16 protein-coding genes are annotated in these 19732 nt (G+C 69.5%); 4 read left to right on the forward strand and 12 right to left on the reverse strand.

Features of this window, described 5'->3' with window-relative positions; translation table 11 throughout:
• Positions 1 to 35: 35 nt before the first annotated feature.
• Both ABZY11_RS10795 and ABZY11_RS10800 read right to left on the reverse strand, forming a co-directional pair.
• Positions 36 to 1151, reverse strand: a complete 1116-nt coding sequence (locus ABZY11_RS10795) for a GTP-binding protein (protein WP_356478807.1) — start codon at positions 1149 to 1151, stop codon at positions 36 to 38.
• A 21-nt stretch (positions 1152 to 1172) separates the two neighbouring features.
• On the reverse strand, positions 1173 to 2324 hold the full coding sequence (locus tag ABZY11_RS10800) for a citrate synthase/methylcitrate synthase (protein WP_356478854.1): 1152 nt from the start codon (positions 2322 to 2324) through the stop codon (positions 1173 to 1175).
• 119 nt (positions 2325 to 2443) lie between these two features.
• Between ABZY11_RS10800 and ABZY11_RS10805 the strand changes: the two genes are divergently transcribed.
• From ABZY11_RS10805 to ABZY11_RS10815, 3 genes are all read left to right on the forward strand, one after another.
• Complete coding sequence (locus ABZY11_RS10805) at positions 2444 to 3760, forward strand: citrate synthase (RefSeq protein ID WP_356478808.1); 1317 nt, start codon at positions 2444 to 2446, stop codon at positions 3758 to 3760.
• Positions 3761 to 3921: 161 nt separating this feature from the next.
• Positions 3922 to 5688, forward strand: coding sequence for a sensor histidine kinase (locus ABZY11_RS10810; RefSeq protein WP_356478809.1), 1767 nt, complete (start codon positions 3922 to 3924; stop codon positions 5686 to 5688).
• Positions 5685 to 6368 carry a response regulator gene (locus ABZY11_RS10815; RefSeq protein WP_356478810.1) on the forward strand — a complete coding sequence of 228 codons (684 nt, stop codon included), beginning with the start codon at positions 5685 to 5687 and terminating at the stop codon, positions 6366 to 6368. The genes ABZY11_RS10810 and ABZY11_RS10815 overlap by 4 nt, the downstream gene beginning before the upstream one ends.
• 51 nt (positions 6369 to 6419) lie before the next feature.
• Here ABZY11_RS10815 and ABZY11_RS10820 read toward each other — a convergent pair whose 3' ends face one another.
• The 6 genes from ABZY11_RS10820 to ABZY11_RS10845 form a co-directional block, all read right to left on the reverse strand.
• Positions 6420 to 8012: a cation acetate symporter gene (locus tag ABZY11_RS10820; protein WP_356478811.1), complete on the reverse strand. Its 1593-nt coding sequence runs from the start codon at positions 8010 to 8012 to the stop codon at positions 6420 to 6422.
• Positions 8009 to 8452 (reverse strand): DUF485 domain-containing protein, encoded by a 444-nt coding sequence (locus tag ABZY11_RS10825; protein WP_356478855.1) that lies wholly within the window; start codon positions 8450 to 8452, stop codon positions 8009 to 8011. The genes ABZY11_RS10820 and ABZY11_RS10825 overlap by 4 nt, the downstream gene beginning before the upstream one ends.
• A gap of 143 nt (positions 8453 to 8595) precedes the next feature.
• Positions 8596 to 9261, reverse strand: a complete 666-nt coding sequence (locus ABZY11_RS10830) for a response regulator transcription factor (RefSeq protein WP_356478812.1) — start codon at positions 9259 to 9261, stop codon at positions 8596 to 8598.
• Positions 9258 to 10421, reverse strand: coding sequence for a histidine kinase (locus ABZY11_RS10835; protein WP_356478813.1), 1164 nt, complete (start codon positions 10419 to 10421; stop codon positions 9258 to 9260). Before ABZY11_RS10835 ends, ABZY11_RS10830 begins: the two co-directional genes overlap by 4 nt.
• Positions 10418 to 10936, reverse strand: coding sequence for a DUF1453 domain-containing protein (locus ABZY11_RS10840; RefSeq protein ID WP_356478814.1), 519 nt, complete (start codon positions 10934 to 10936; stop codon positions 10418 to 10420). The genes ABZY11_RS10835 and ABZY11_RS10840 overlap by 4 nt, the downstream gene beginning before the upstream one ends.
• Before the next feature lie 128 nt (positions 10937 to 11064).
• Positions 11065 to 13185 carry a DNA topoisomerase IV subunit B gene (locus ABZY11_RS10845; RefSeq protein ID WP_317862319.1) on the reverse strand — a complete coding sequence of 707 codons (2121 nt, stop codon included), beginning with the start codon at positions 13183 to 13185 and terminating at the stop codon, positions 11065 to 11067.
• Positions 13186 to 13620: 435 nt separating this feature from the next.
• Here ABZY11_RS10845 and ABZY11_RS10850 point away from each other — a divergent pair, with 435 nt between their 5' ends.
• The gene (locus ABZY11_RS10850) at positions 13621 to 13854 is read left to right on the forward strand and encodes a hypothetical protein (protein ID WP_024489001.1); all 234 of its coding nucleotides are present in this window, start codon (positions 13621 to 13623) and stop codon (positions 13852 to 13854) included.
• Positions 13855 to 13963: 109 nt separating this feature from the next.
• Here ABZY11_RS10850 and ABZY11_RS10855 read toward each other — a convergent pair whose 3' ends face one another.
• The 4 genes from ABZY11_RS10855 to ABZY11_RS10870 all read right to left on the reverse strand — a co-directional run bounded on the left by ABZY11_RS10855 (position 13964) and on the right by ABZY11_RS10870 (position 19707).
• Entirely contained in the window at positions 13964 to 14785 is an 822-nt protein-coding gene (locus ABZY11_RS10855) for a serine protease (RefSeq protein ID WP_356478815.1), read from the reverse strand.
• Between the two features lie 133 nt (positions 14786 to 14918).
• Positions 14919 to 16466 (reverse strand): RNA polymerase sigma factor, encoded by a 1548-nt coding sequence (locus ABZY11_RS10860; RefSeq protein WP_356478816.1) that lies wholly within the window; start codon positions 16464 to 16466, stop codon positions 14919 to 14921.
• A gap of 324 nt (positions 16467 to 16790) precedes the next feature.
• Positions 16791 to 17678 carry a FadR/GntR family transcriptional regulator gene (locus ABZY11_RS10865; protein ID WP_356478817.1) on the reverse strand — a complete coding sequence of 296 codons (888 nt, stop codon included), beginning with the start codon at positions 17676 to 17678 and terminating at the stop codon, positions 16791 to 16793.
• 124 nt (positions 17679 to 17802) lie between these two features.
• Positions 17803 to 19707, reverse strand: coding sequence for an ATP-binding cassette domain-containing protein (locus tag ABZY11_RS10870; RefSeq protein WP_356478818.1), 1905 nt, complete (start codon positions 19705 to 19707; stop codon positions 17803 to 17805).
• Between the last annotated feature and the right edge of the window lie 25 nt (positions 19708 to 19732).

The raw sequence follows: 19732 nt of genomic DNA on the forward strand, positions 1-19732 counted from the left end.
GGTGTAGCCGGCCGGCCCGGCGGCGGCGCCCGGCGCTACGCGTCGTCGCCGGGCCGTTGTACGTACCGCAGGACGCCCCACATGCTTCGCTCATGTGCGGCGTCCTGCGTCGTGTCCGGGCCCGGCGCGGCGCTCTCGCGGCAGTCGGCCAGCTCCTTGTGCAGGGCCTGAGGGGCGATGCCCGAGCCGATCAGCACCAGCTGGGTGCGGCGTGGTTCGTCGTGCTTCCAGGGCTGCGGGTCGAACCGCAGGAACCTGCCGACCGCGTGCAGGACGTACTTGTTGGCCCGGTCGCCCACGCCGAAGTCGACGAACCCCTTGATCCGGTAGAGGCCCTGCGGCCGGGAGTCGAGGAAGTCCATCAGCCGGCGGGGGTTCATGGGCACGTCCGCGGTGAAGGACACGCTGTCGTACGCGGCGTGGAGGTGGTGCGCGTGCCCGGCTTCGCCCTCCGCACCGTTCCACTCCGCCTGGAGCAGATCCTCGAAGGTGAGCTGACGCGCCTTCTCCTCGCTGTCCGGCCGCAGTGCCGGGTCGAAGAGCAGCTCGGGGTCGATGCGTCCGTACGTGGCACGGATGACGGCCGCCGCGCCGCCGGCGGTGGCACCTGCCGCGGCGATGACATCGCCGATGCGGGTCAGTTCCTCGCTCCCGACCCGGTCGGTCTTGTTCAGCACGACGAGATCGGCGACGGCGAGATGGCGGTCGATCTCCGGGTGACGGTCCCGGGTGGCGTCGAACTCGGCGGCGTCGACGACCTCCACCAGTCCCCCGTACACGATGCGCGGATTGTCGCTGGCCAGGAGCATGCGTACGAGTTCCTGCGGCTCGGCCAGTCCGCTGGCCTCGATGACGATCACGTCGAGGCGGGCGGCGGGCCTGGTCAGCGTCTCCAGGAAGGTGTCGAGTTCGCCGGCGTCGACCGCGCAGCACAGGCAGCCGTTGCCCAGCGAGACCGTGGAGCCGACCTGGCCCGAGACCGTCATGGCGTCGATCTCGATGGCGCCGAAGTCGTTGACGATCACGCCGATCCGGTTTCCCGCACGGTTGCGGAGGAGGTGGTTGAGCAGTGTCGTCTTGCCCGACCCCAGGAACCCCGCAAGGACGATGACCGGGATCTGCTGCTTGCGGGGCGGGGACGACGGGTTCAACGGGGACCTCTCTCGGGGACCTCAGGGCACGGGGACCGGCTGCGGCGGGGGCGTACCGACGTAGCGGGCCGCCGGGCGGATGATCTTCGAGTCCTCCGCCTGCTCCAGGATATTGGCGCTCCAGCCGACCACTCTCGCCGCGCAGAACGTCGACGTGAACATCTCGCGCGGCAGCCCGCACAGCTCCATGACGACTCCGGCGTAGAACTCCACGTTGGTGTGCAGCTCCCGGCCCGGCTTGAGCTCGGCGAGGATCGCCTCGACCTGGTGCTCGACCTCGACGGCGAGGTCGACGAGCGGGCCGCCGAAGCCCTGGGCGATGCCCCGCAGCATCCGTGAGCGGGGGTCCTCGGTGCGGTAGACGGGGTGTCCGAAGCCCATGATCCGCTCGCCCGCGAGTACCCGTTCGCGGATCCAGCCGTCGATGCGGTCGGGGGTGCCGATGGCGTCCAGGGTGTCGAGTGCCCGGCTGGGTGCTCCGCCGTGCAGCGGTCCGGAGAGCGCGCCGACGGCCGCCACCAGGCAGGCCGCCACGTCGGCGCCGGTGGAGGCGACGACGCGGCCGGTGAACGTCGAGGCGTTGAAACCGTGGTCGATGGTGGAGATCAGGTACTGCTCCACGGCCCTGACGCGTGCGGGGTCGGGCACGGAGCCGGTCAGCATGTAGAGGTAATTGGCCGCATGGGGCAGGTCGTCGCGCGGCTCGACCGGTTCGAGGCCATGGCCGAGCCGGTGCAGGGCGGTGAGCACGGTGGGGACGGCGGCGCAGGCAGTCAGTGCGTCGGCGCGGCGCCGGTCGGCGTCGATGTCGTACACCGGCCGGAAGCCGGCCGAGGCTCCGAGCAGCGAGAGGGCGGTACGCAGACCGGCCAGGGGCCCGGAGACGGCACCCGCGCGCGCGATGGCGGGCAGCGCCTCGTGCACCTCGGCGGGCAGCCGGCGCAGAGCGGCGGTACGGGCGGCGAATTGGGCACGGGCCGCGGCGTCGGGCAGCGTGCCCTCGAACATCAGGTACCAGACGTCCTCGAAGCTGCGGGTCTGTGCCAGTTCGATGGCCGAGTACTGCCGGTAGTGGTAGAAGCCCTCGCGTCCTCGGACATCGCCGAGGGCCGTGTCGGTGACGACGACACCTGCGAGTCCTCGGGGTACATCGAGCGGGGTTCCGCTGGTCATGGTCGGCATCTCTTCCTCCGTGAGCGTCCCTGCGGGTCTCATTAATATTGATTTCGACCTTCCATGATTGACTTGAATCCTGTCAACATTGATTCAATCAACATGGATACGGTTGCGACATGAAGGATCAAGCAACACCCGGCAACGGTCCGGAGGCGACGGCTCCGCGACGGCTCAGCACCCGGGAGACGGCCGAGCGGCTCGGGGTGAAGCCCGAGACGGTGTACGCGTACGTCAGCCGGGGCCAGCTGAGCAGCAGGCGCGCTCCGGGCGGACGGGGCAGCACCTTCGACGCCGCGGAGGTCGATGCGCTGGCCCACAGCACGGGCCGCAGGACTCCCTCCCCCGCCGCCGGTGACCTGGTCTTCCGTACCGGCATCACGCTGATCGAGGACGACCACTATTACTTCCGTGGTGTCGACGCGACCGAGCTGGCCCGGCAGTACGCCTACGAGGAGGTCGCCGAGTGGCTCTGGACCGGCGAGCTGCGGCCCGGTGTCCGCTTCACGGCACCGGCCGAGGCGCTGTCCGCGGCGCGCCGGGCGGTCGACGCGCTGCCCGCGCACAGCGGGTCGACGGACCGGTTGCGGGTGGCGGTGGCCGCCGCGGCGACGGCCGATCCGCTCCGTTTCGACCTCTCGCGCGAGGCGGTGCTCGCCGGCGCGCGGAACCTTGTTCCGACCCTGGTCGGTGCACTGCCCATGGTCGGAACCGCACCGCCGGCGGCCGGGGAAACCGAGGGACGGGCGGCGGCGAACGGCGCCGGACTGGCCCGGCAGCTGTGGCCGAAGCTCACCGCCTGGCCGGCCGACGAACCGTTTCTCGCCGCACTGGACACCGCCCTCGTCCTCCTGATCGACCACGATCTCGCGGCTTCGACACTGGCCGCCAGGGTCGCCGCATCCGCCCGCGCCCATCCGTACGCGGTGGTCTCCGCGGGTCTCGGAGTCCTGGAGGGCCCGCTGCACGGAGCGGCGAGCGGGCTGGCGCACCGGATGCTGACCGAGGTCCTGGAGCGGGGCAGCGCGGTCCCGGTGGTCGCGGACCATCTCCGTACCGGACGCAGAGTGCCCGGACTCGGCCACCGTCTCTACACCGCGGAGGATCCTCGGGCGCGTGCGCTGTTCACCCTGCTCGCGGAGGTGCCGCAGGCGGCCGGGGCGCTCGCCGCGGCGCGCGACGTGGTCGCCACGACGGCCCGGCACGCTCCCCTGCACGCCAATGTCGACCTGGCGCTCGCCGTGCTCTCGGTCTCCTGCGGCATGTCCGCCGAGGCCGGCGAGACGGTGTTCGCGGTGTCCCGCACGGCCGGCTGGATCGCCCATGCCCTGGAGGAGTACGGAGAACGGCCCCTGCGGATGCGGCCCAGCGGCCAGTACGGCGGCCCCCGTCCGCCTCAGCCGCTGCCCACCGCCACGGGTGAACCACCGCAATAGACGGCTCGCACGAGGCGCAGTCGCGATGGCCGGCCCGGTGCGGTTCATGGGGACCGAGTCGTCGGCGGGCACCGGAGGCCGCAGGGATGTGGAGCGCCGGAAGTCGACGCATTACGAGGGGAATTTCAGAAAGCACCGGAATGCCCTTTACCGTTCATACGATGAGCGCCCCACCGCCCACCGCCAGGAGAGCACGCCGGCTCGGCTGGCCGCAGCGGGTCTTCTCCCAGGTCCTGCTGATGCAACTGGCCATCGCCACCGGCGTCACCGTGCTCGCCACCGGCCTCTTCCTGGCGCCCCTCAGCGCCCAGCTCGACGACCAGGCGATGCGCCGTGCCCTGGCCATCGCGCAGAGCACGGCGGCCCAGCCGCAGATCACCGATTCGCTGCTCGCCACGGACCCGTCCCCCACCGGACCCGTGCAGTCCGCGGCCGAGCGGGTCAGGCGCGCCACCGGCGCCGAGTACGTCGTCGTCATGGACCGGCGCGGGGTGCGCTGGTCGCACACCGACGCCGACGAGGTCGGCAAGGTGGTCTCCACCGACCCGAGCGACGCGCTCGCGGGCCGGAACGTCATGGAGATCGACAGCGGGACGCTCGGCCGCTCGGCCCGCGGGAAGGTGCCGCTGCGCGATGAGGCGCAGCACATCGTGGGCGCCGTCTCCGTCGGTATCGCGTACGACAGTGTCCGCGCCCGGCTCCTCGCCGCGATCCCCGGGCTGTTCGCCTACGCGGGCGGTGCGCTCGCCGTCGGGGCACTGGCCGCCTATCTGATCTCCCGGCGTCTCCAGCGGCAGACCCATGACCTGGCGTTCTCCGACATCTCCGCGCTGCTGACCGAGCGCGAGGCGATGCTGCACGGGATCAGGGAAGGAGTCGTCGCGCTCGACCGGACGGGCCGGATACGGCTGCTGAACGACGAGGCGCAACGGCTGCTCGGGCTCGGCCCCGACGCGGCGGGCCGCCCGCTGGACAGCGTGCTCGGCGCGGGACGGACGGCCGATGTGCTGGCGGGCCGGGTGCTCGGCGACGATCTGCTGACGGTGCAGGGCAACCGGGTTCTGCTCGCCAACCGGATGCCGACGGACGACGGCGGTGCCGTCGCCACCCTCCGCGACCGCACCGAACTCGAACGCCTCGGCCGCGAGCTCGACTCGACGCGCGGCCTGATCGACGCGCTGCGGGCCCAGGACCACGAGCACGCGAACCGGATGCACACGCTCCTGGGACTGCTGGAACTGGACATGCACGAGGACGCCATGGAGTACGTCACCGAGGTCGTGGGCGTCCACCGGGCGACCGCCGAGCAGGTCACCGAGAAGGTGCACGATCCGCTGCTGGCCGCACTCCTGGTCGGCAAGGCGACCGTGGCGGCGGAGCGCGGTGTCGCCCTGCGCATGGCCCCGGGGACGCTGCTCCCGGACCGGCTGGTGGACCCTCGCGGGCTGGTCACGGTCGTCGGCAACCTCGTGGACAACGCACTGGACGCGGCGGCCGGAGCGGACGGCGCTCTGGTCGAAGTGGGCCTGCGCGCCGAGGGTCGTACGGTGGTGCTGCGAGTCCGCGACAGCGGCCCCGGGGTTCCGCCCGAACAACGCGAATCGATCTTCACGGAGGGCTGGTCGACGAAGGAACTCCCGGCGCACGGCAAGCGCGGCCTGGGCCTCGCCCTGGTGCGGCGGCTGGCGGAACGGCAGGGTGGCAGCGTCACCGTCGACGGAGCCGCGGACGGCGGCGCCGAGTTCACCGTCGTGCTGCCGGAGGCCCTTGCCGACACGGACCTGACGGAACCGGGCCTGGCGGAAGCGGACCTGACGGAAGCAGAAGTGCCTGAATCCGACGTGACTGGACCGTCAACGACCGAACCAGGGACTGCCGGACCGGAAATGACCGCATCGAATACCGGCATCACGGGAGAAACACAGTGATCGAAGTCCTGGTCGTGGACGACGACATCCGGGTCGCGAAGGTCAATGCGGCCTATGTCTCCAGGGTGCCGGGATTCCGGGTGACCGCCCAGGCGCACTCCGCCGCCGAAGCCCTCGCCACGATCGAGAGCCGGCGCGTGGACCTGGTGCTGCTGGACCACTACATGCCCGACCGCAACGGCCTGGCCATGGTGCGGGAGCTGCGCAGGCTCGGCCACCACACCGACGTGATCATGGTGACGGCGGCGCGCGATGTCGCCACTGTGCAGGAGGCCATGCGACACGGCGCCCTTCAGTACCTGGTGAAGCCGTTCGCGTACTCGGGGCTGCGCACCAAGCTGGAGGCGTACGCGGCGCTGCGCCACACGCTGGAACGCGGTGGCGAGGCCGAGCAGGGTGAGGTGGACCGGCTCTTCGGCGCCCTGTGGGCGGCCGGCGAGCCCGATCTGCCCAAGGGGCACTCGCCGACCACGGCGGAACTGGTCAGGCAGGCGCTCCGGACCGCGGACGGGCCGCTCTCCGCGCAGGAGATCGCGGAGAGCGCCGGCATGAGCAGACAGACCGCCCAGCGCTATCTGAAGCTGCTGGAACGAACCGGCAGGGTGCGACTGACGCTGCGGTACGGCGAGACGGGCCGCCCGGAACACCGCTACACCTGGTCCACCGGCACACAGGCCTGACCGCTTCTCCGGACCCGTCCGTATGGTGCGGTGTGGTGCGGTGGCGTGGGGCTATACCGCACCTGCCCCGGTCAGTGCGCGGACCTCGGTCTCCGCGTGCTTGGCTTCGTCGGGCGGATCGGTCGAGGTGACCGTTCCGACCCAGCCGGCCAGGAAGCCCAGGGGGATGGAGACCAGCCCGGGGTTCTCCAGCGGGAAAAGCTGGAAGTCGACGCCGGGGAAGAGCGAGGTGGGGCTGCCGGAGACAACCGGGGAGAGCAGCACGAGCAGCACGGCGGGGATCAGCCCGCCGTAGACGGACCAGACCGCGCCCCGGGTGGTGAAGTTCCGCCAGAACAGGGAGTACAGGAGCACCGGAAGGTTGGCCGAGGCGGCGACGGCGAAGGCGAGCCCCACCAGGAACGCCACATTCAGGTCCTGGGCGACCAGACCGAGCCCGATGGCTGCCACCCCGATCGCGGCCGCGGCCACCCTGGCCACGGCGACCTCGCTGTACTGCTTGGAGTCCGGGCGCCTGAGCGAGGCGTAGAGGTCATGGGCCACGGAGGCGGACGAGGCGAGGGTGATCCCCGCGACGACCGCGAGAATGGTCGCGAAGGCGACTGCGGCGACCACGGCGAACAGGATCGCGCCCCCGGTGGACCCCTCACCACCGCCGAGCTCCATGGCCAGCAGCGGAATCGCGGTGTTGCCCGCGGCGTTGGACGCCCGCACATCGGCCGAGCCGACCAGAGCGGCTGCCCCGAATCCGAGCGCGATCGTCATCAGATAGAAGCTGCCGATGAGTCCGATCGACCAGACGACCGAACGGCGGGCCGCACGGGCGGTCGGTACGGTGTAGAAGCGCGACAGGATGTGCGGCAGCCCGGCGGTACCCAGTACCAGGGCCAGCCCCAGGCTGATGAAGTCGATGCGCGCGGTCCACGTTCCGCCGTACCGGAGACCTGGCGCGAGGAAGCGGCTTCCGTGTCCGCTCCGATCGGCGGCGGAGTTGAGCAGGGCGTTGAAGTCGCCGTGGAAGCGGAGCAGGACGAGAACAGTGAGCACGACCGCTCCCCCCATGAGCAGAACGGCCTTGACGATCTGGATCCAGGTGGTGGCGCGCATCCCGCCGAGCGATACATAGATGATCATGAGCGCCCCGACACCGATGACGGTCCAGGAGCGGGCGGCGCCGCTCGTACCGCCGAGAAGCAGAGCGACCAGGCTGCCCGCACCCACCATCTGTGCCACCAGATAGAGCACGGAGACGGTGACGGACGAGGTGCCCGCCGCGATCCGGACCGGGCGCTCCGCCATCCGCGCCGCCACCACGTCGGCGAGCGTGAACCGGCCGCAGTTGCGAACCAGTTCGGCGACCAGCAGCAGGACGACGAGCCAGGCGACGAGGAAGCCGACCGAATAGAGCATGCCGTCATAGCCGAAGAGGGCGATCAGACCGGAGATACCGAGGAACGATGCGGCCGACATGTAGTCACCCGCGATGGCGAAACCGTTCTCCATGGGGGAGAACAGGCGGCCGCCTGCGTAGAACTCCTCCGCCGAGCCATGGCGGTTACGGCTCACCCGGGTGGTGATGGCGAGCGTCACTGCGATGAAGGCGCTGAACAGCAGGAGCGCCAGCGTCTGGTGGTTGCCGCTCAACGCCCGACCCCCCGCGTCATCTCCTGTGTCTCCCAACGCAGATCGAGTGCGGCCCGGTCCCTGCGCAGCCGTGCGTGGCGCGCGTACGCCCCGGTGACGAGGAAAGTCGTGAGGAACTGCCCGAGCCCCGCGACCATCGCGACATTGACCGCCCCCGCCACCGGGCGGGCCATCAGTCCGGGCGCGGTGATCGCGGCGACGACATAGACGAGGTACCAGGCGAGGAAGGCGAGGGTGGCGGGAATGACGAACCGCCGGTACCGGCGGCGCACTTCCTGGAATGCCGCGCTGCGCTGCACCTCCAGATAGATGTCGGCCGCACTGTGGCCGCGCCGCGGGTCCGCGGTCCCGGGTGGTCCGGCGGGAGCGAAACTCCCCGTACCGTCCAGCTCGCCCCATCCGGAGGCCAGCGCGTCGTACCACGGGTCGTCGAGTCGCATCGCTGCGGCCTCACGCCCTGCTTCCTTCTCCACGGAACAACTCCCCTTGTCCACGGACCACTTCGGCCGTGTACCCAAGAATGGGCAGATCGGGAAGATCCCGGGCACTTCATTCGCCGGTCTTCACCTCTTCAGGTGACGGTTCATCCGGGCGGCTGTGCGAGACCCCGAACGTACGCATAGCGGACGGCCTGTGCCCGGTCACGCACTCCGGCTTTGGCGAAGAGGTTGTTGATGTGGCTTTTCACGGTGGCCTGCGAAATATGCAGTCTGCGGGCGATCTCCAGATTGGACAGGCCCTCCGCGATCAGCACCAGCACTTCCAGCTCACGTGGCGTCAGTCCGTCGGGCAACTGTGGCTCGGGGGCCGTCGGGGGCAGCGGCGGGCCCGTGGTCACGCGCTCCAGCAGCCGGCGCTGCACGCTCGGCGAGAGTCCGGCCTCGCCGGACAGCACAGCCTGAATGGCCCGCACGATCTCTTCGCCCCCTGCATCCTTGGTGAGATAGCCGCGGGCTCCGGCCCGCAGCGCGGGGAAGAGCGAGTCGTCGTCCGCGAATGTCGTGAGCACCACCACCTGCGTCCCTGGATGGTCCCTGCGGATCCGCCGCGTCGCCTCCGCCCCGTCGCACCGGGGCATCCGCAGATCCATCAGCACGACATCGGGGGCCAGTTCGGCCACGAGCGCCACGGCCTCCTCGCCGTCCTTCGCCGATCCGACCACCTCGATTCCGGGCAGCAGCCCCAGCAGCATCACGATCCCTTCACGCACTACCGACTGGTCGTCGGCGACCACGACCCGCGCGTTCACGCCGGCACCCGCAGACTCACCACGAAACCCTCCTCACCGGGGCCGGCCTCCAGCGTCCCGCCCATCAGCTCGGCCCGTTCCCTCATCCCGAGCAGACCGTATCCGGAGCCACTGCCGGACAGCTCTCCCTCGGGTCTTCGTCCACCCGAATCCCTGACCTCCAGGGCGACTTCGCCCGGCAGATACTCCAGCAGCACGAGAACCCTGGCCCCCGGTGCGTGCTTGCGCACATTGGTCAGGGCCTCCTGCGCCACCCTCCGGACCGTCTGCGACGCCTCGGCGGTCAGCGTCCGCTGCTCACCCGCCACACTGACCTGGGCCGGATCCGCGGCCACCAACTGCCGCAGGAAGTCCTCCACGGGAGAGACCTCCCCCCGGAGTGCGGAGAGCGCCTGGCGGGTCTCCACGAGCCCCTCACGCGCCATGGAGCGCGCGGCCACGACCCGTTCCAGCACTCGGTCCCGGAACTCCCCCGCGGGCTCCCGCTCGATCAGCAGCCGCGCCGCTTCCAGATGCACCAGCTGCGCGGAGAGGCTGTGGGCGAGCACATCGTGTATCTCCCGCGCGATCCTGGCCCGCTCGTCCAGCGCGGCCGTCTCGGCCTCCGCCGCGCGGGCCGCACGCTCCTGCACAAGGAGCCGCTGGGCACTGCCCCGCGCCTCGGCATCCAGCCGGAGCACGTAGCCCGCCAGCGAGAGACCCACTGTGGACATGGCGGTGGAAAGCCAGCCATCGGTGTTGACGGCGGCGTACGCGCCGAGTGCGACGGCCGTGGCCGGGAGGCCCGCCGTGAGCGGCAACCGCTCCAGTGCGGCGACCGCGCAGCCGCACCACAGGATCACCGCGGGCACACTGGCACCGGCCTGTTGCGCCCCGAATGCCGCCAGCATCAACAGCGCCAGCAGTCCGAGCGACGGCCACAGCCGGTGTTCCAGGCTGGTCCGGAAGAACGCCCATGAGGCGAGCGCACAGCCCAGTACGCCCACCAGACCGAGCACGATCTCCCAGGGCCCGAACTGCCCGCCGCTGAATGTGCCCCAGAGCATCGCGGTGAGCAGCCCCACCCGGACGGACCAGGTGATCGCCTTTCGCGGACGGGTGCTGCTCGTCCCCGAGAGAGCCTCCACGGACGGCCAGCTGGTCCAGGTCGTGCGCGTCACACGCGGTCCTTCCACACCGGCCGCGACATCATCCCGTCGGCGACGCCGCCGTACGCCGGACGCATCTGCCCGGCCCGCCACATCAGCACACCGCCGCGCACCGCCAACGTCACCGCGAGGGCCGACAGCAGGGCCGCGGTGCCCTGGTGTATGCCCATCAGTGCGGCAGCCCCGTAGAGGGCCGCCCGCAGCGCCAGTCCCCCTGTCCAGACGAAGGCGGTGACCTTGGTGCCCTTGCTCCACAGCGAGCCGTCCGCCTCGCGCCACAACCGGGTGGTCCAGGCCCAGCCGGCGCCTGTCACGAGCCCCACCGCCAACTCCGCGCCCAGGATCGTCGTGGACAGCGCCGCGTGACGCGGATCCACCAGTCCGGGCTCGCGCAGCGACAGCACGAGAAGAACGCCCGGCGCGATCCACCAGCGCCTGTCGTCCGAGAGCTGCCGTGCCGAGCACTGGCGAACGACGACGACAGCGATCACTGCGCCGATCACCAGGATGTTGACGAGCCCTGACATGGCTGCCTCCGATGTGCGGGAAGGTTGAACGCCTTCGACGCTACGGAAGCGGCCGGGCCAGAGCATCGGCTCAGGGGTTGATCACGGGTGGAGGCGCCGTCTCCACCCGCGGGTGGAGACGGCGTCGCTCAGACGTCGATGCGCGAGCGGTCCAGGGTGGCGGCGGAGCTGGTGATGAACTCCTTGCGCGGCGCCACCTCATTGCCCATCAGCAGATCGAAGACCTGCTCGGACGCTTCCAGGTCGCCGATGTTGATCCTCCGCAGGGTGCGGTGGCGCGGATCCATCGTGGTCTCCGCCAACTGGTCGGCATCCATCTCGCCCAGGCCCTTGTAGCGCTGGATCGAGTCCTTGTACCGGACGTTCTTCCGCTGGAGCTCCAGCAGCCGCTGGCGCAGCTCGTTGTCCGAGTACGTGTAGATGTACTTGTCCTGACCCTTCTTCGGCTGGACCAGCTCGATCCGGTGGAGCGGGGGCACCGCGGCGAAGACCCGTCCGGCCTCGACCATGGGCCGCATGTACCGCTGGAAGAGCGTCAGCAGCAGGACCCGGATGTGCGCGCCGTCGACATCGGCGTCCACCAGCAGGACGATCTTCCCGTAGCGAGCGGCGTCGATGTCGAAGGTCCGTCCGGACCCGGCTCCTATGACCTGGATGATCGCACCGCACTCGGCGTTCTTCAGCATGTCCGAGACGGAGGCCTTCTGGACATTGAGGATCTTGCCCCGGATCGGCAGCAGCGCCTGGAACTCGCTGTTCCGGGCGAGCTTCGCCGTACCGAGCGCGGAGTCGCCCTCGACGATGAAGAGCTCACTGCGGTCCACGTCGTCGCTGCGGCAGTCGGCGAGCTTCGCCGGCAGCGAGGAGGACTCCAGCGCCGTCTTGCGACGCTGCGCGTCCTTGTGCTGGCGGGCCGCGATGCGGGTCCGCGCGGCCGCGACGGCCTTGTCCAAGACCGCCCTGGCCTGGGCCTTCGCGTCGCGCTTCGTCGAGGTCAGGAACGCCTTGAGTTCCTTGGCCACGACGTTGGCGACGATTCGGTTGGCCGCCGAGGTGCCGAGCACCTCCTTGGTCTGGCCCTCGAACTGCGGCTCGGCCAACCGCACGGTGACCACCGCGGTGAGGCCCTCCAGCGCGTCGTCCTTGACGATGTCGTCCTCGGCGACGCGGAGCAGCTTGGCGGAGCGCAGCGCCTCGTTGACCGTCTTGGTCACGGAGCGCTCGAACCCGGTCACATGGGTGCCGCCCTTGGGGGTGGCGATGATGTTGACGAAGGACTTGAGGTTGGTGTCGTACCCGGTGCCCCAGCGCAGGGCGATGTCGACCGCGAGCTCACGCGTGACCTCGGTCGCCGTCATGTGACCGCGCTCGTCCAGGACCGGCACGGTCTCCTTGAAGGTGCCCTGCCCGGTCAGGCGCAGGACGTCGCAGACCGCCTTGTCCTGAGCGAGGTACTCGCAGAATTCGCTGATTCCGCCGTCGAAGCGGAAGGTCTCCTCGGTCTTGCCCTCGCCGTCGAGCCCGCGTTCGTCACGGACGACGATCGTGAGGCCCGGAACGAGGAAGGCCGTCTGCCGCGCCCGCTGGTGGAGCGTCTCCAGATTGAGCTTGGCGTCCTTGAGGAAGATCTGCCGGTCCGCCCAGTAACGCACCCTGGTACCGGTGCGCGCCTTCGGCACCCGCTTGCCCTTGAGCAGGCCGTTGGCCGGGTCGAACGGGCTGTCCGGCCCCTGCTCGGTGAAGATCCCCGGGACTCCGCGCCGGAAACTGATCGAATGCGTCGCGCTGCTGCGGTCGACCTCGACGTCGAGCCGGGCGGAGAGCGCGTTGACGACGGAGGCACCGACGCCGTGCAGGCCGCCCGACGCGGCGTACGAGCCGCCGCCGAACTTTCCGCCGGCGTGCAGCTTGGTCATCACGACCTCGACGCCGGACAGGCCCGTCTTGGGCTCGACGTCGACGGGGATGCCCCGCCCGTTGTCCCGGACCTCCACGGAATTGTCGTCGTGGAGGATGACCTCGATGTGATCGCAGTATCCGCCCAGGGCCTCGTCGACGGAGTTGTCGATGATCTCCCAGAGGCAGTGCATGAGTCCGCGGCTGTCGGTGGACCCGATGTACATCCCAGGGCGCTTGCGAACGGCTTCGAGCCCCTCGAGTACGAGCAGATGCCGCGCGGTGTAGTTGGAACCGTCTCGGTCTGCTCCGGTCAGCAGCGCAGTGGACGGCACGGACGTATCGGCGGTCACGCGGTTCGCTCCTCGCTGAATTTCATTTGGGGCCCAGTGGGTAACGGGCTCGGCTTCGGTCGCCGCTGAGAGGGTACCGAGGCCTGGTAGAGCGGTTGTAACGCCACCCTTCGACAACCCTCACACTAGTCCAGCCTCGCATGCATGTTCGATCCCTCGTAGGAGTGACGCGAACATCACGTTCCCTTCCAGGCATGAACCATTTAGGCTCCGGGCACGTCCTCATGAACAAACCGGCAAGCCAGCCGGGAGGATCCCACCAAGACAAGCAATGCGAAACCGTAGCGCTACGCAATACGGCACATTCGCCGCCAACCGGCAACAGACAGCCATCTCGAGAAGAAGTTTCGAAGAAAAGCCACGAGCGGGAACGTTTTCGGCCTGGTTGGATGTTGACCCTGGTACGACAGCTCGTCGAGCTAGAGAAGAGGCGACGTGACTACTGTTCTGACCCCCGCGAGCCCGCTGACCGCAGCAGACCGCTGCGACCGTTGCGGCGCCCAGGCATATCTGCGCGTCGTCCTGATCAGCGGCGGTGAACTGCTCTTCTGTGCCCACCACGGTCGCAAGTTCGAGCCGGAACTCAAGAAGATCGCCGCGGAAATACAGGATGAGACGGACCGGCTCACGGCTGTGCAGGCCCAAGCCGCCGAAGAGGAACAACACTGACACCTCGCATCCACGACGAGCAAGGGCCAGGTCCCGGACCGGCCGACGGGCGGCCCCCCGAAGGGGGCCGCCCGTTCTCGTACCTACGCTGTGATGCTGTTCAGCTGCCTTACGGCATCCAGCCGATCGCAGCGGAGATCCGCGTGTACACGCCGGGACTCCCCGCCCGGGCACAGCCGTTCCCCCACGACACCAGACCGATGAGCCGCCCACGGGCCACCAGCGGCCCGCCGCTGTCGCCCTGGCAGGCGTCGTGCCCGCCCAGCAGTTCGCCCGCGCAGAGCATCGCTGAGGCGTCGTACGTACCGTTTCTGCCGCCCTGGTAGGCCTGCGCGCACGCGGCGTCGGGCAGAACGCTCACTTTCGCGGACCGCAGTGACGACGCGTAGTCGCTGTTGCCCGTTGTGTCACCCCATCCGTAGACGGCCGCCTCGGTGCCCGGTGCGTACGCCGCGTCACCGGATTCGGCCATCGGGATCACGCTCTTCTCGGGGAGCGCGTCGGCGAGAGTGAGCACGGCCAGGTCCCCCGCGTTCGTGGTGGGGTTGAATCCCGGGTTGGTCCACGCCTCCCGTACGGGTACCTCCTGGCCCCCGGTCGCGCGCAGGATGTCGCGGCCCGCGATGACCCGCAGATCGCGCACGCTGCCGATATCGGCGCCGAGCGCCTCGCGGCTCAGGCAGTGCGCAGCGGTCAGCACCTTCTTCGGCGCCACCACGACGCCGCCACAGAACTGGCCGGCGCGCGCTTCTCCGAACCGGTCAGGGCTGGACAGTGCCACAACCCAGGGGCTGTCCTTGACGTGTGCGGGCTGACCACCGATGACAATGCCGTCCTCGGCCGCCCGGGCGGGAGATCCGAGCGGTATCAGGGCTGCTGCGGCGACCAGGGCGAACGCCCCGGTCAAGGCGCGGGAGACGGTACGGAACATGCGCACTCCTGACTCTGTGGTGAACCATTACCACCCAGAGTCATCCCGCCCGTCGTCGACCGCACGCGCTGATAGGCCGAGGGCCCGGCTCCCCCATGGGGATCCGGGCCCTCGGTCCATTTACTCCTGCGACCTAGTCGAGGTAGTCGCGCAGCACCTGCGAACGCGACGGGTGGCGCAGCTTCGACATGGTCTTCGACTCGATCTGACGGATGCGCTCACGCGTCACGCCGTAGACCTTGCCGATCTCGTCCAGGGTCTTCGGCTGGCCGTCGGTGAGGCCGAAGCGCATCGAGACCACACCGGCCTCACGCTCGGAGAGCGTGTCGAGCACCGAGTGCAGCTGCTCCTGGAGGAGCGTGAAGCTGACCGCGTCGGCCGGGACGACCGCCTCGGAGTCCTCGATCAGGTCACCGAACTCGCTGTCCCCGTCCTCACCCAGCGGGGTGTGGAGGGAGATCGGCTCACGACCGTACTTCTGGACCTCGATGACCTTCTCGGGGGTCATGTCGAGTTCCTTGGCCAGCTCCTCCGGCGTGGGCTCACGGCCCAGGTCCTGGAGCATCTGACGCTGCACACGGGCGAGCTTGTTGATGACCTCGACCATGTGCACCGGGATACGGATGGTGCGGGCCTGGTCGGCCATGGCGCGGGTGATCGCCTGACGAATCCACCAGGTGGCGTACGTGGAGAACTTGTAGCCCTTGGTGTAGTCGAACTTCTCGACCGCGCGAATCAGACCGAGGTTGCCTTCCTGGATGAGGTCCAGGAAGAGCATGCCGCGACCGGTGTAGCGCTTGGCCAGCGACACCACGAGACGGAGGTTGGCCTCCAGCAGGTGGTTCTTGGCGCGGCGGCCGTCCTCGGCGATGATCTCCAGCTCGCGCTTGAGCTTCGGAGCGAGCTTGTCGGAGTTCGCCAGCTTGTCCTCGGCGAACAGGCCCGCCTCGATGCGCTTGGCGAGCTCGACCTCCTGCTCGGCGTTGAGGAGGGGAACCTTGCCGATCTGCTTCAGGTAGTCCTTGACCGGGTCGGCGGTGGCGCCGGCGACGGCGACCTGCTGCGCAGGTGCGTCGTCCTCGTCGTCGTCGGAGAGGACGAAGCCCTTGTTCTCGCCCTCGCCCTCCTCTTCCTCGCCCTTGCCGGCCTTTACTTCCTCGACCGCCTCGTCGCCGTCGAGGAGCTCGTCGTCCTGCTTTCCGGACTTCTTCGTTGCTGTCTTCTTGGCCGCCGTCTTCTTCACGGCGGTCTTCTTGGCAGCCGTCTTCTTGGCTGCTGCCTTCTTCGCAGGGCCGGCCGTGGCAGCGTCGTCAGCCACCACGTCCACGGTCTCTGCCGATGTGGCGGCAGTGGCCGCGACCGTCCTGGTCACGGTTGTCTTGGCCGCGACAGTCTTGGTGGCGGTGCGCTTGACCGGGCTCTTTGCAGCGACGCTCTTGCGGGCACGTTTGGACGGCTCCGCGGCACTGACCATCAGCGTCACACCCTCTTCCTCGAGGATCTGGTTGAGGCTGCGCAGAACATTCTTCCACTGGGTTGGCGGAATCTGGTCAGCCTCGAAGGCCCGACGCACGTCATCGCCGGCGATCTGCCCATCAGCCTTTCCCCGCTCGATGAGCGCCATCACAGACTCGGACTCGGCGATCTCCGGCGGGAGCGTACGGGATGTGCTGGCCGACACGAACAACCTCTCGGAACGATGGAAACGGCTTCCGGCCCGGCCCTGGAAAGGACTGGAGCCGACGACCGCCGGGCTGGGAATGTACCGGCGGCGCGGGTTTGGCCTCAGAACTGCACAGCGCACTGAACGGCTGCTGTATTCCTTCCGCGGCGGTCACCTCTTAAGTCATCGCGCTGTTTCGAGGAGTGTTACGCCCAATCCGCGTGGCCCGAGTCACACCTCATTTGCGACGAACGTGACCGAGGGCGCTAAATCCCCGCAACTGTGTCGCCGGACCGTGGCGGCCCGGCGACACACGGTTCGTACACCCTGGCCGTGTTGCGCTCAGTGCTCGCGAGGTGCGGGCACCACACGCTCCACCTCGGGGTGGACGACGAGCAGTTGACGCATGGCCGCTTCGGCGCCCGCCGAGTCGCCGGACGCGAGGGCATCGACGATCCGGGCGTGGTGGCCGAGGGATGCCTCGGTGGGGCGGTCACAGCCTGTGACCGGACCACCCGAGACCTGCAGTGCCGCGGCAACGATGCCGGAGAGGTGCTCCAGCATGCGATTGCCCGCCGCCTGGATGAGCAGGGAGTGGAACTCCGCATCGGCCCGGGAGCAAGTGATCGTGTCGCCCTGCCCGACCGCATGCCCCATGATCTCGACCATGTCACCGAGGCGCTGCTGAATGTCCTCGCGGCCATGACCCGCGGCAAGACGCGCGGCGAGGGGCTCAATCGTCCACCGGAGCTCGCCGAGCTCGCGGCGCTGATCCTCGCGCTGAGGACCGAAGGCGCGCCATTCGATGATGTCGGGATCCAGCAGGTTCCAGTCACTGACGGGGCGGACCCGGGTACCCACGTTGGGCCGGGCACTGACCAGTCCTTTGGCCTCGAGAACACGCAGCGATTCACGTACGACGGTGCGGGAGACCTCGAAGCGCTGACCGATCTCTTCCGGCACGAGAGGGCGGTCGGCGCCCAGGTCGCCGGAGACGATCATCTGACCCAGCTGCTGAACGAGTTGGCCATGGAGGCCGCGGCCGCGGCTGGCCGAGCCCCGTCGGCTCACCCGGCCGAGGTCGGTGTCGGGACCGTCCCAGGAGCGAAGAGCGGCACGCTCGCCGGCCGGCGCCTCCACATACGGGTAGCGATCGAGTTCACCCGGGCCGGCGAGGCCGGAATCGGCGGAGCGGGCGGCGGTCATCATGGTGTGCGCAAGGGTACTCACGCATCCTTTGTCGGCGCAGCTCACCCGGCTCTTGAGGTCTTTGGTGAAAAGCACACGAAAGGGTGATCGGCGCCAGCCCCCCAATTGACGCTTTACTGGTATAAACCGGGCACCTTTAAGAGGGTTACGAGGCCTGACCCGATCCAGCGGCGCTCTGGGACCGCCAACGGGCCCTGCCGTGAAGGCTGGTGAACAGATAGGCGCAGACCAGGACCGACAGCGACAGCGCCAGCGCGGCTCCCACCGGATGCGCCACGGCACCCACAGCGAGGGCCACCCATCGGTCCGTCTCGTGCGGCCAGCGCGGCCACATCAGCTCGCGGAGTCTGACCGGAAGCCCGGCCACCGGACGGGATCCCGGCACCGTCAGCACCTTCTGGACAAGCGGTACAACAAGCACAGGAACGGCAAGTACCGCGGCGACACCGGCCGTCGTCACCCTGAAGACTCCGGCGGCCAGAAGGCCCGCCCAGGCGCAGCCCACGGTCAGCGCCACCCAACTCGCGCCCAGGGAGACCGAATTCGGCGGGGCCTTGATCCAACCGTGGCCGTACACGAGACGAAGAGTTTCGGCGGAGACCAGTACGACAGCCAGAGCGAGCACCACGGCGACGCCTGCGGACACCACCAGTTTGGCCAGAAGCAACCCGAGGCGGCGGGGAACGGTGCCGCGGCCCGCAGCGAGCGCGGGGTAGCGGAATTCATCACCGAACGAGAGGGAGCCGAGCAGTCCGGCCCCGATCGCCGCAGGCGGCAGGGGCAGCAGCGACGGCCAGGCCGCCAGCACCTTCGGCAACGGAGCATGGCCGGTGCGGGCGAGGAGCACGGAGAGCCCGACGGAGAGGACCAGAACAGCGGCCATGATCAAGGTTGTTGTTCTGACGCCGAGCAGACGGCGCAACTCGTATCGCAGCGGATGAAGCGGACCGCGGGCCGGGCGGCGCCGGATGGGAGGCGCCGGTTCCGGTACCGACGCCCGCGCGGCCGGTCGCGGCTCGCGTGATCCTTCGTTGCCGTCCTGCCCGGCGGGGCCCGCGGGATCTACTGAATCTGCGCGATCTTCGGGACCTCCGAGTTCCCTGGAGGCTGCCGGATCGGCGGAACCTGCGGGCTCCGTGGGGTTCACGCCGCCCCGGGTCGATGTGGCGCCGGTATCGCCGGTATCGCCGATTTCGTCGGCCAGTTGATGTACCGGAAGCCCGTGCCGGAACGCGGTGTCACCGATTTCCGCGCAGCTGGAGCCGTACACCGCGAGGCGGCCGCCGGATTCCGTGACCACCTCGACCGAGCGCCGGGCCGCTCTGGCCTCGCGGCTGACTACCGCCGCGAGGCGGGCCGCGTGCGGGGTCCGGACGGCGACCCGGGGGCGGAGGCGGGTCCGGGAGAAGTCGCCGGCATCCTGGTCGGCGACCAGGCGACCGTCGTCGATGGTGACGACACGGTCGGCGGCCCGCGCGGCCTCCTTGGGGTCCGTCGTGGTGTACAGAACGGTCCCGCCCCGGGCCGCATGGGCCTGCAACAGCTCATGCAGCCAACACCCCTCGCGTGAAGCGAGGCCTTCCGCCGGATCGTCGAGGACGAGCGTGTGCGGATCGCCGAGCAGCGCCGAAGCGAGGCCGAGCCGTCGGTCCATGCCGAGCGAGAGCGTGCCGATGCGCTGGTCCCCGAGCCCGGCGAGACCTACGAGCTCAAGCAGTTCATCGGCCCGCGTCGCTCGTACCCCCGCGGCAGCGCAGAGCATCCGGAGCTGACCGCGAGCGGTACGGACCGGGTGCCCCGGCACGTCTCCGAGCAGCACACCCACCTCACGCGCGGGGTACGGGATCCGGTGCATCGGCCTGCCCCGGAAGTAGGTGACCCCCCGCCCCGGGTCGAGCTCGAGCATGAGGCGGAGAGCTGCGGTCTTGCCCGAGCCAGGGGCGCCCAGAAGTGCGGTGACGTGGCCTGGCCGGGCTTCGAAGGTGAGATTGTCCACGGCGGCCCGAAGACCGCGGCGGGGGGCGCTGGTGAGTCCGAAGGCCTGGAGCATCGCTTCTCTCGCGGAAGGTGAGACC

The organism is Streptomyces sp. NPDC006510, from assembly GCF_040611955.1.
Classification (GTDB): Bacteria; Actinomycetota; Actinomycetes; order Streptomycetales; family Streptomycetaceae; genus Streptomyces.

What these genes read in the sequence shown, in the direction of transcription:
- ABZY11_RS10825 (WP_356478855.1), bottom strand. Translation starts at nt 8,452, where the DNA reads ATGCGACTCGACGACCCGTGGTACGACGCGCTGGCCTCCGGATGGGGC.
- ABZY11_RS10870 (WP_356478818.1), bottom strand. Translation starts at nt 19,707, where the DNA reads ATGCTCCAGGCCTTCGGACTCACCAGCGCCCCCCGCCGCGGTCTTCGG.
- ABZY11_RS10855 (WP_356478815.1), bottom strand. Translation starts at nt 14,785, where the DNA reads ATGTTCCGTACCGTCTCCCGCGCCTTGACCGGGGCGTTCGCCCTGGTC.
- ABZY11_RS10810 (WP_356478809.1), top strand. Translation starts at nt 3,922, where the DNA reads ATGAGCGCCCCACCGCCCACCGCCAGGAGAGCACGCCGGCTCGGCTGG.
- ABZY11_RS10840 (WP_356478814.1), bottom strand. Translation starts at nt 10,936, where the DNA reads ATGTCAGGGCTCGTCAACATCCTGGTGATCGGCGCAGTGATCGCTGTC.
- ABZY11_RS10805 (WP_356478808.1), top strand. Translation starts at nt 2,444, where the DNA reads ATGAAGGATCAAGCAACACCCGGCAACGGTCCGGAGGCGACGGCTCCG.
- ABZY11_RS10800 (WP_356478854.1), bottom strand. Translation starts at nt 2,324, where the DNA reads ATGACCAGCGGAACCCCGCTCGATGTACCCCGAGGACTCGCAGGTGTC.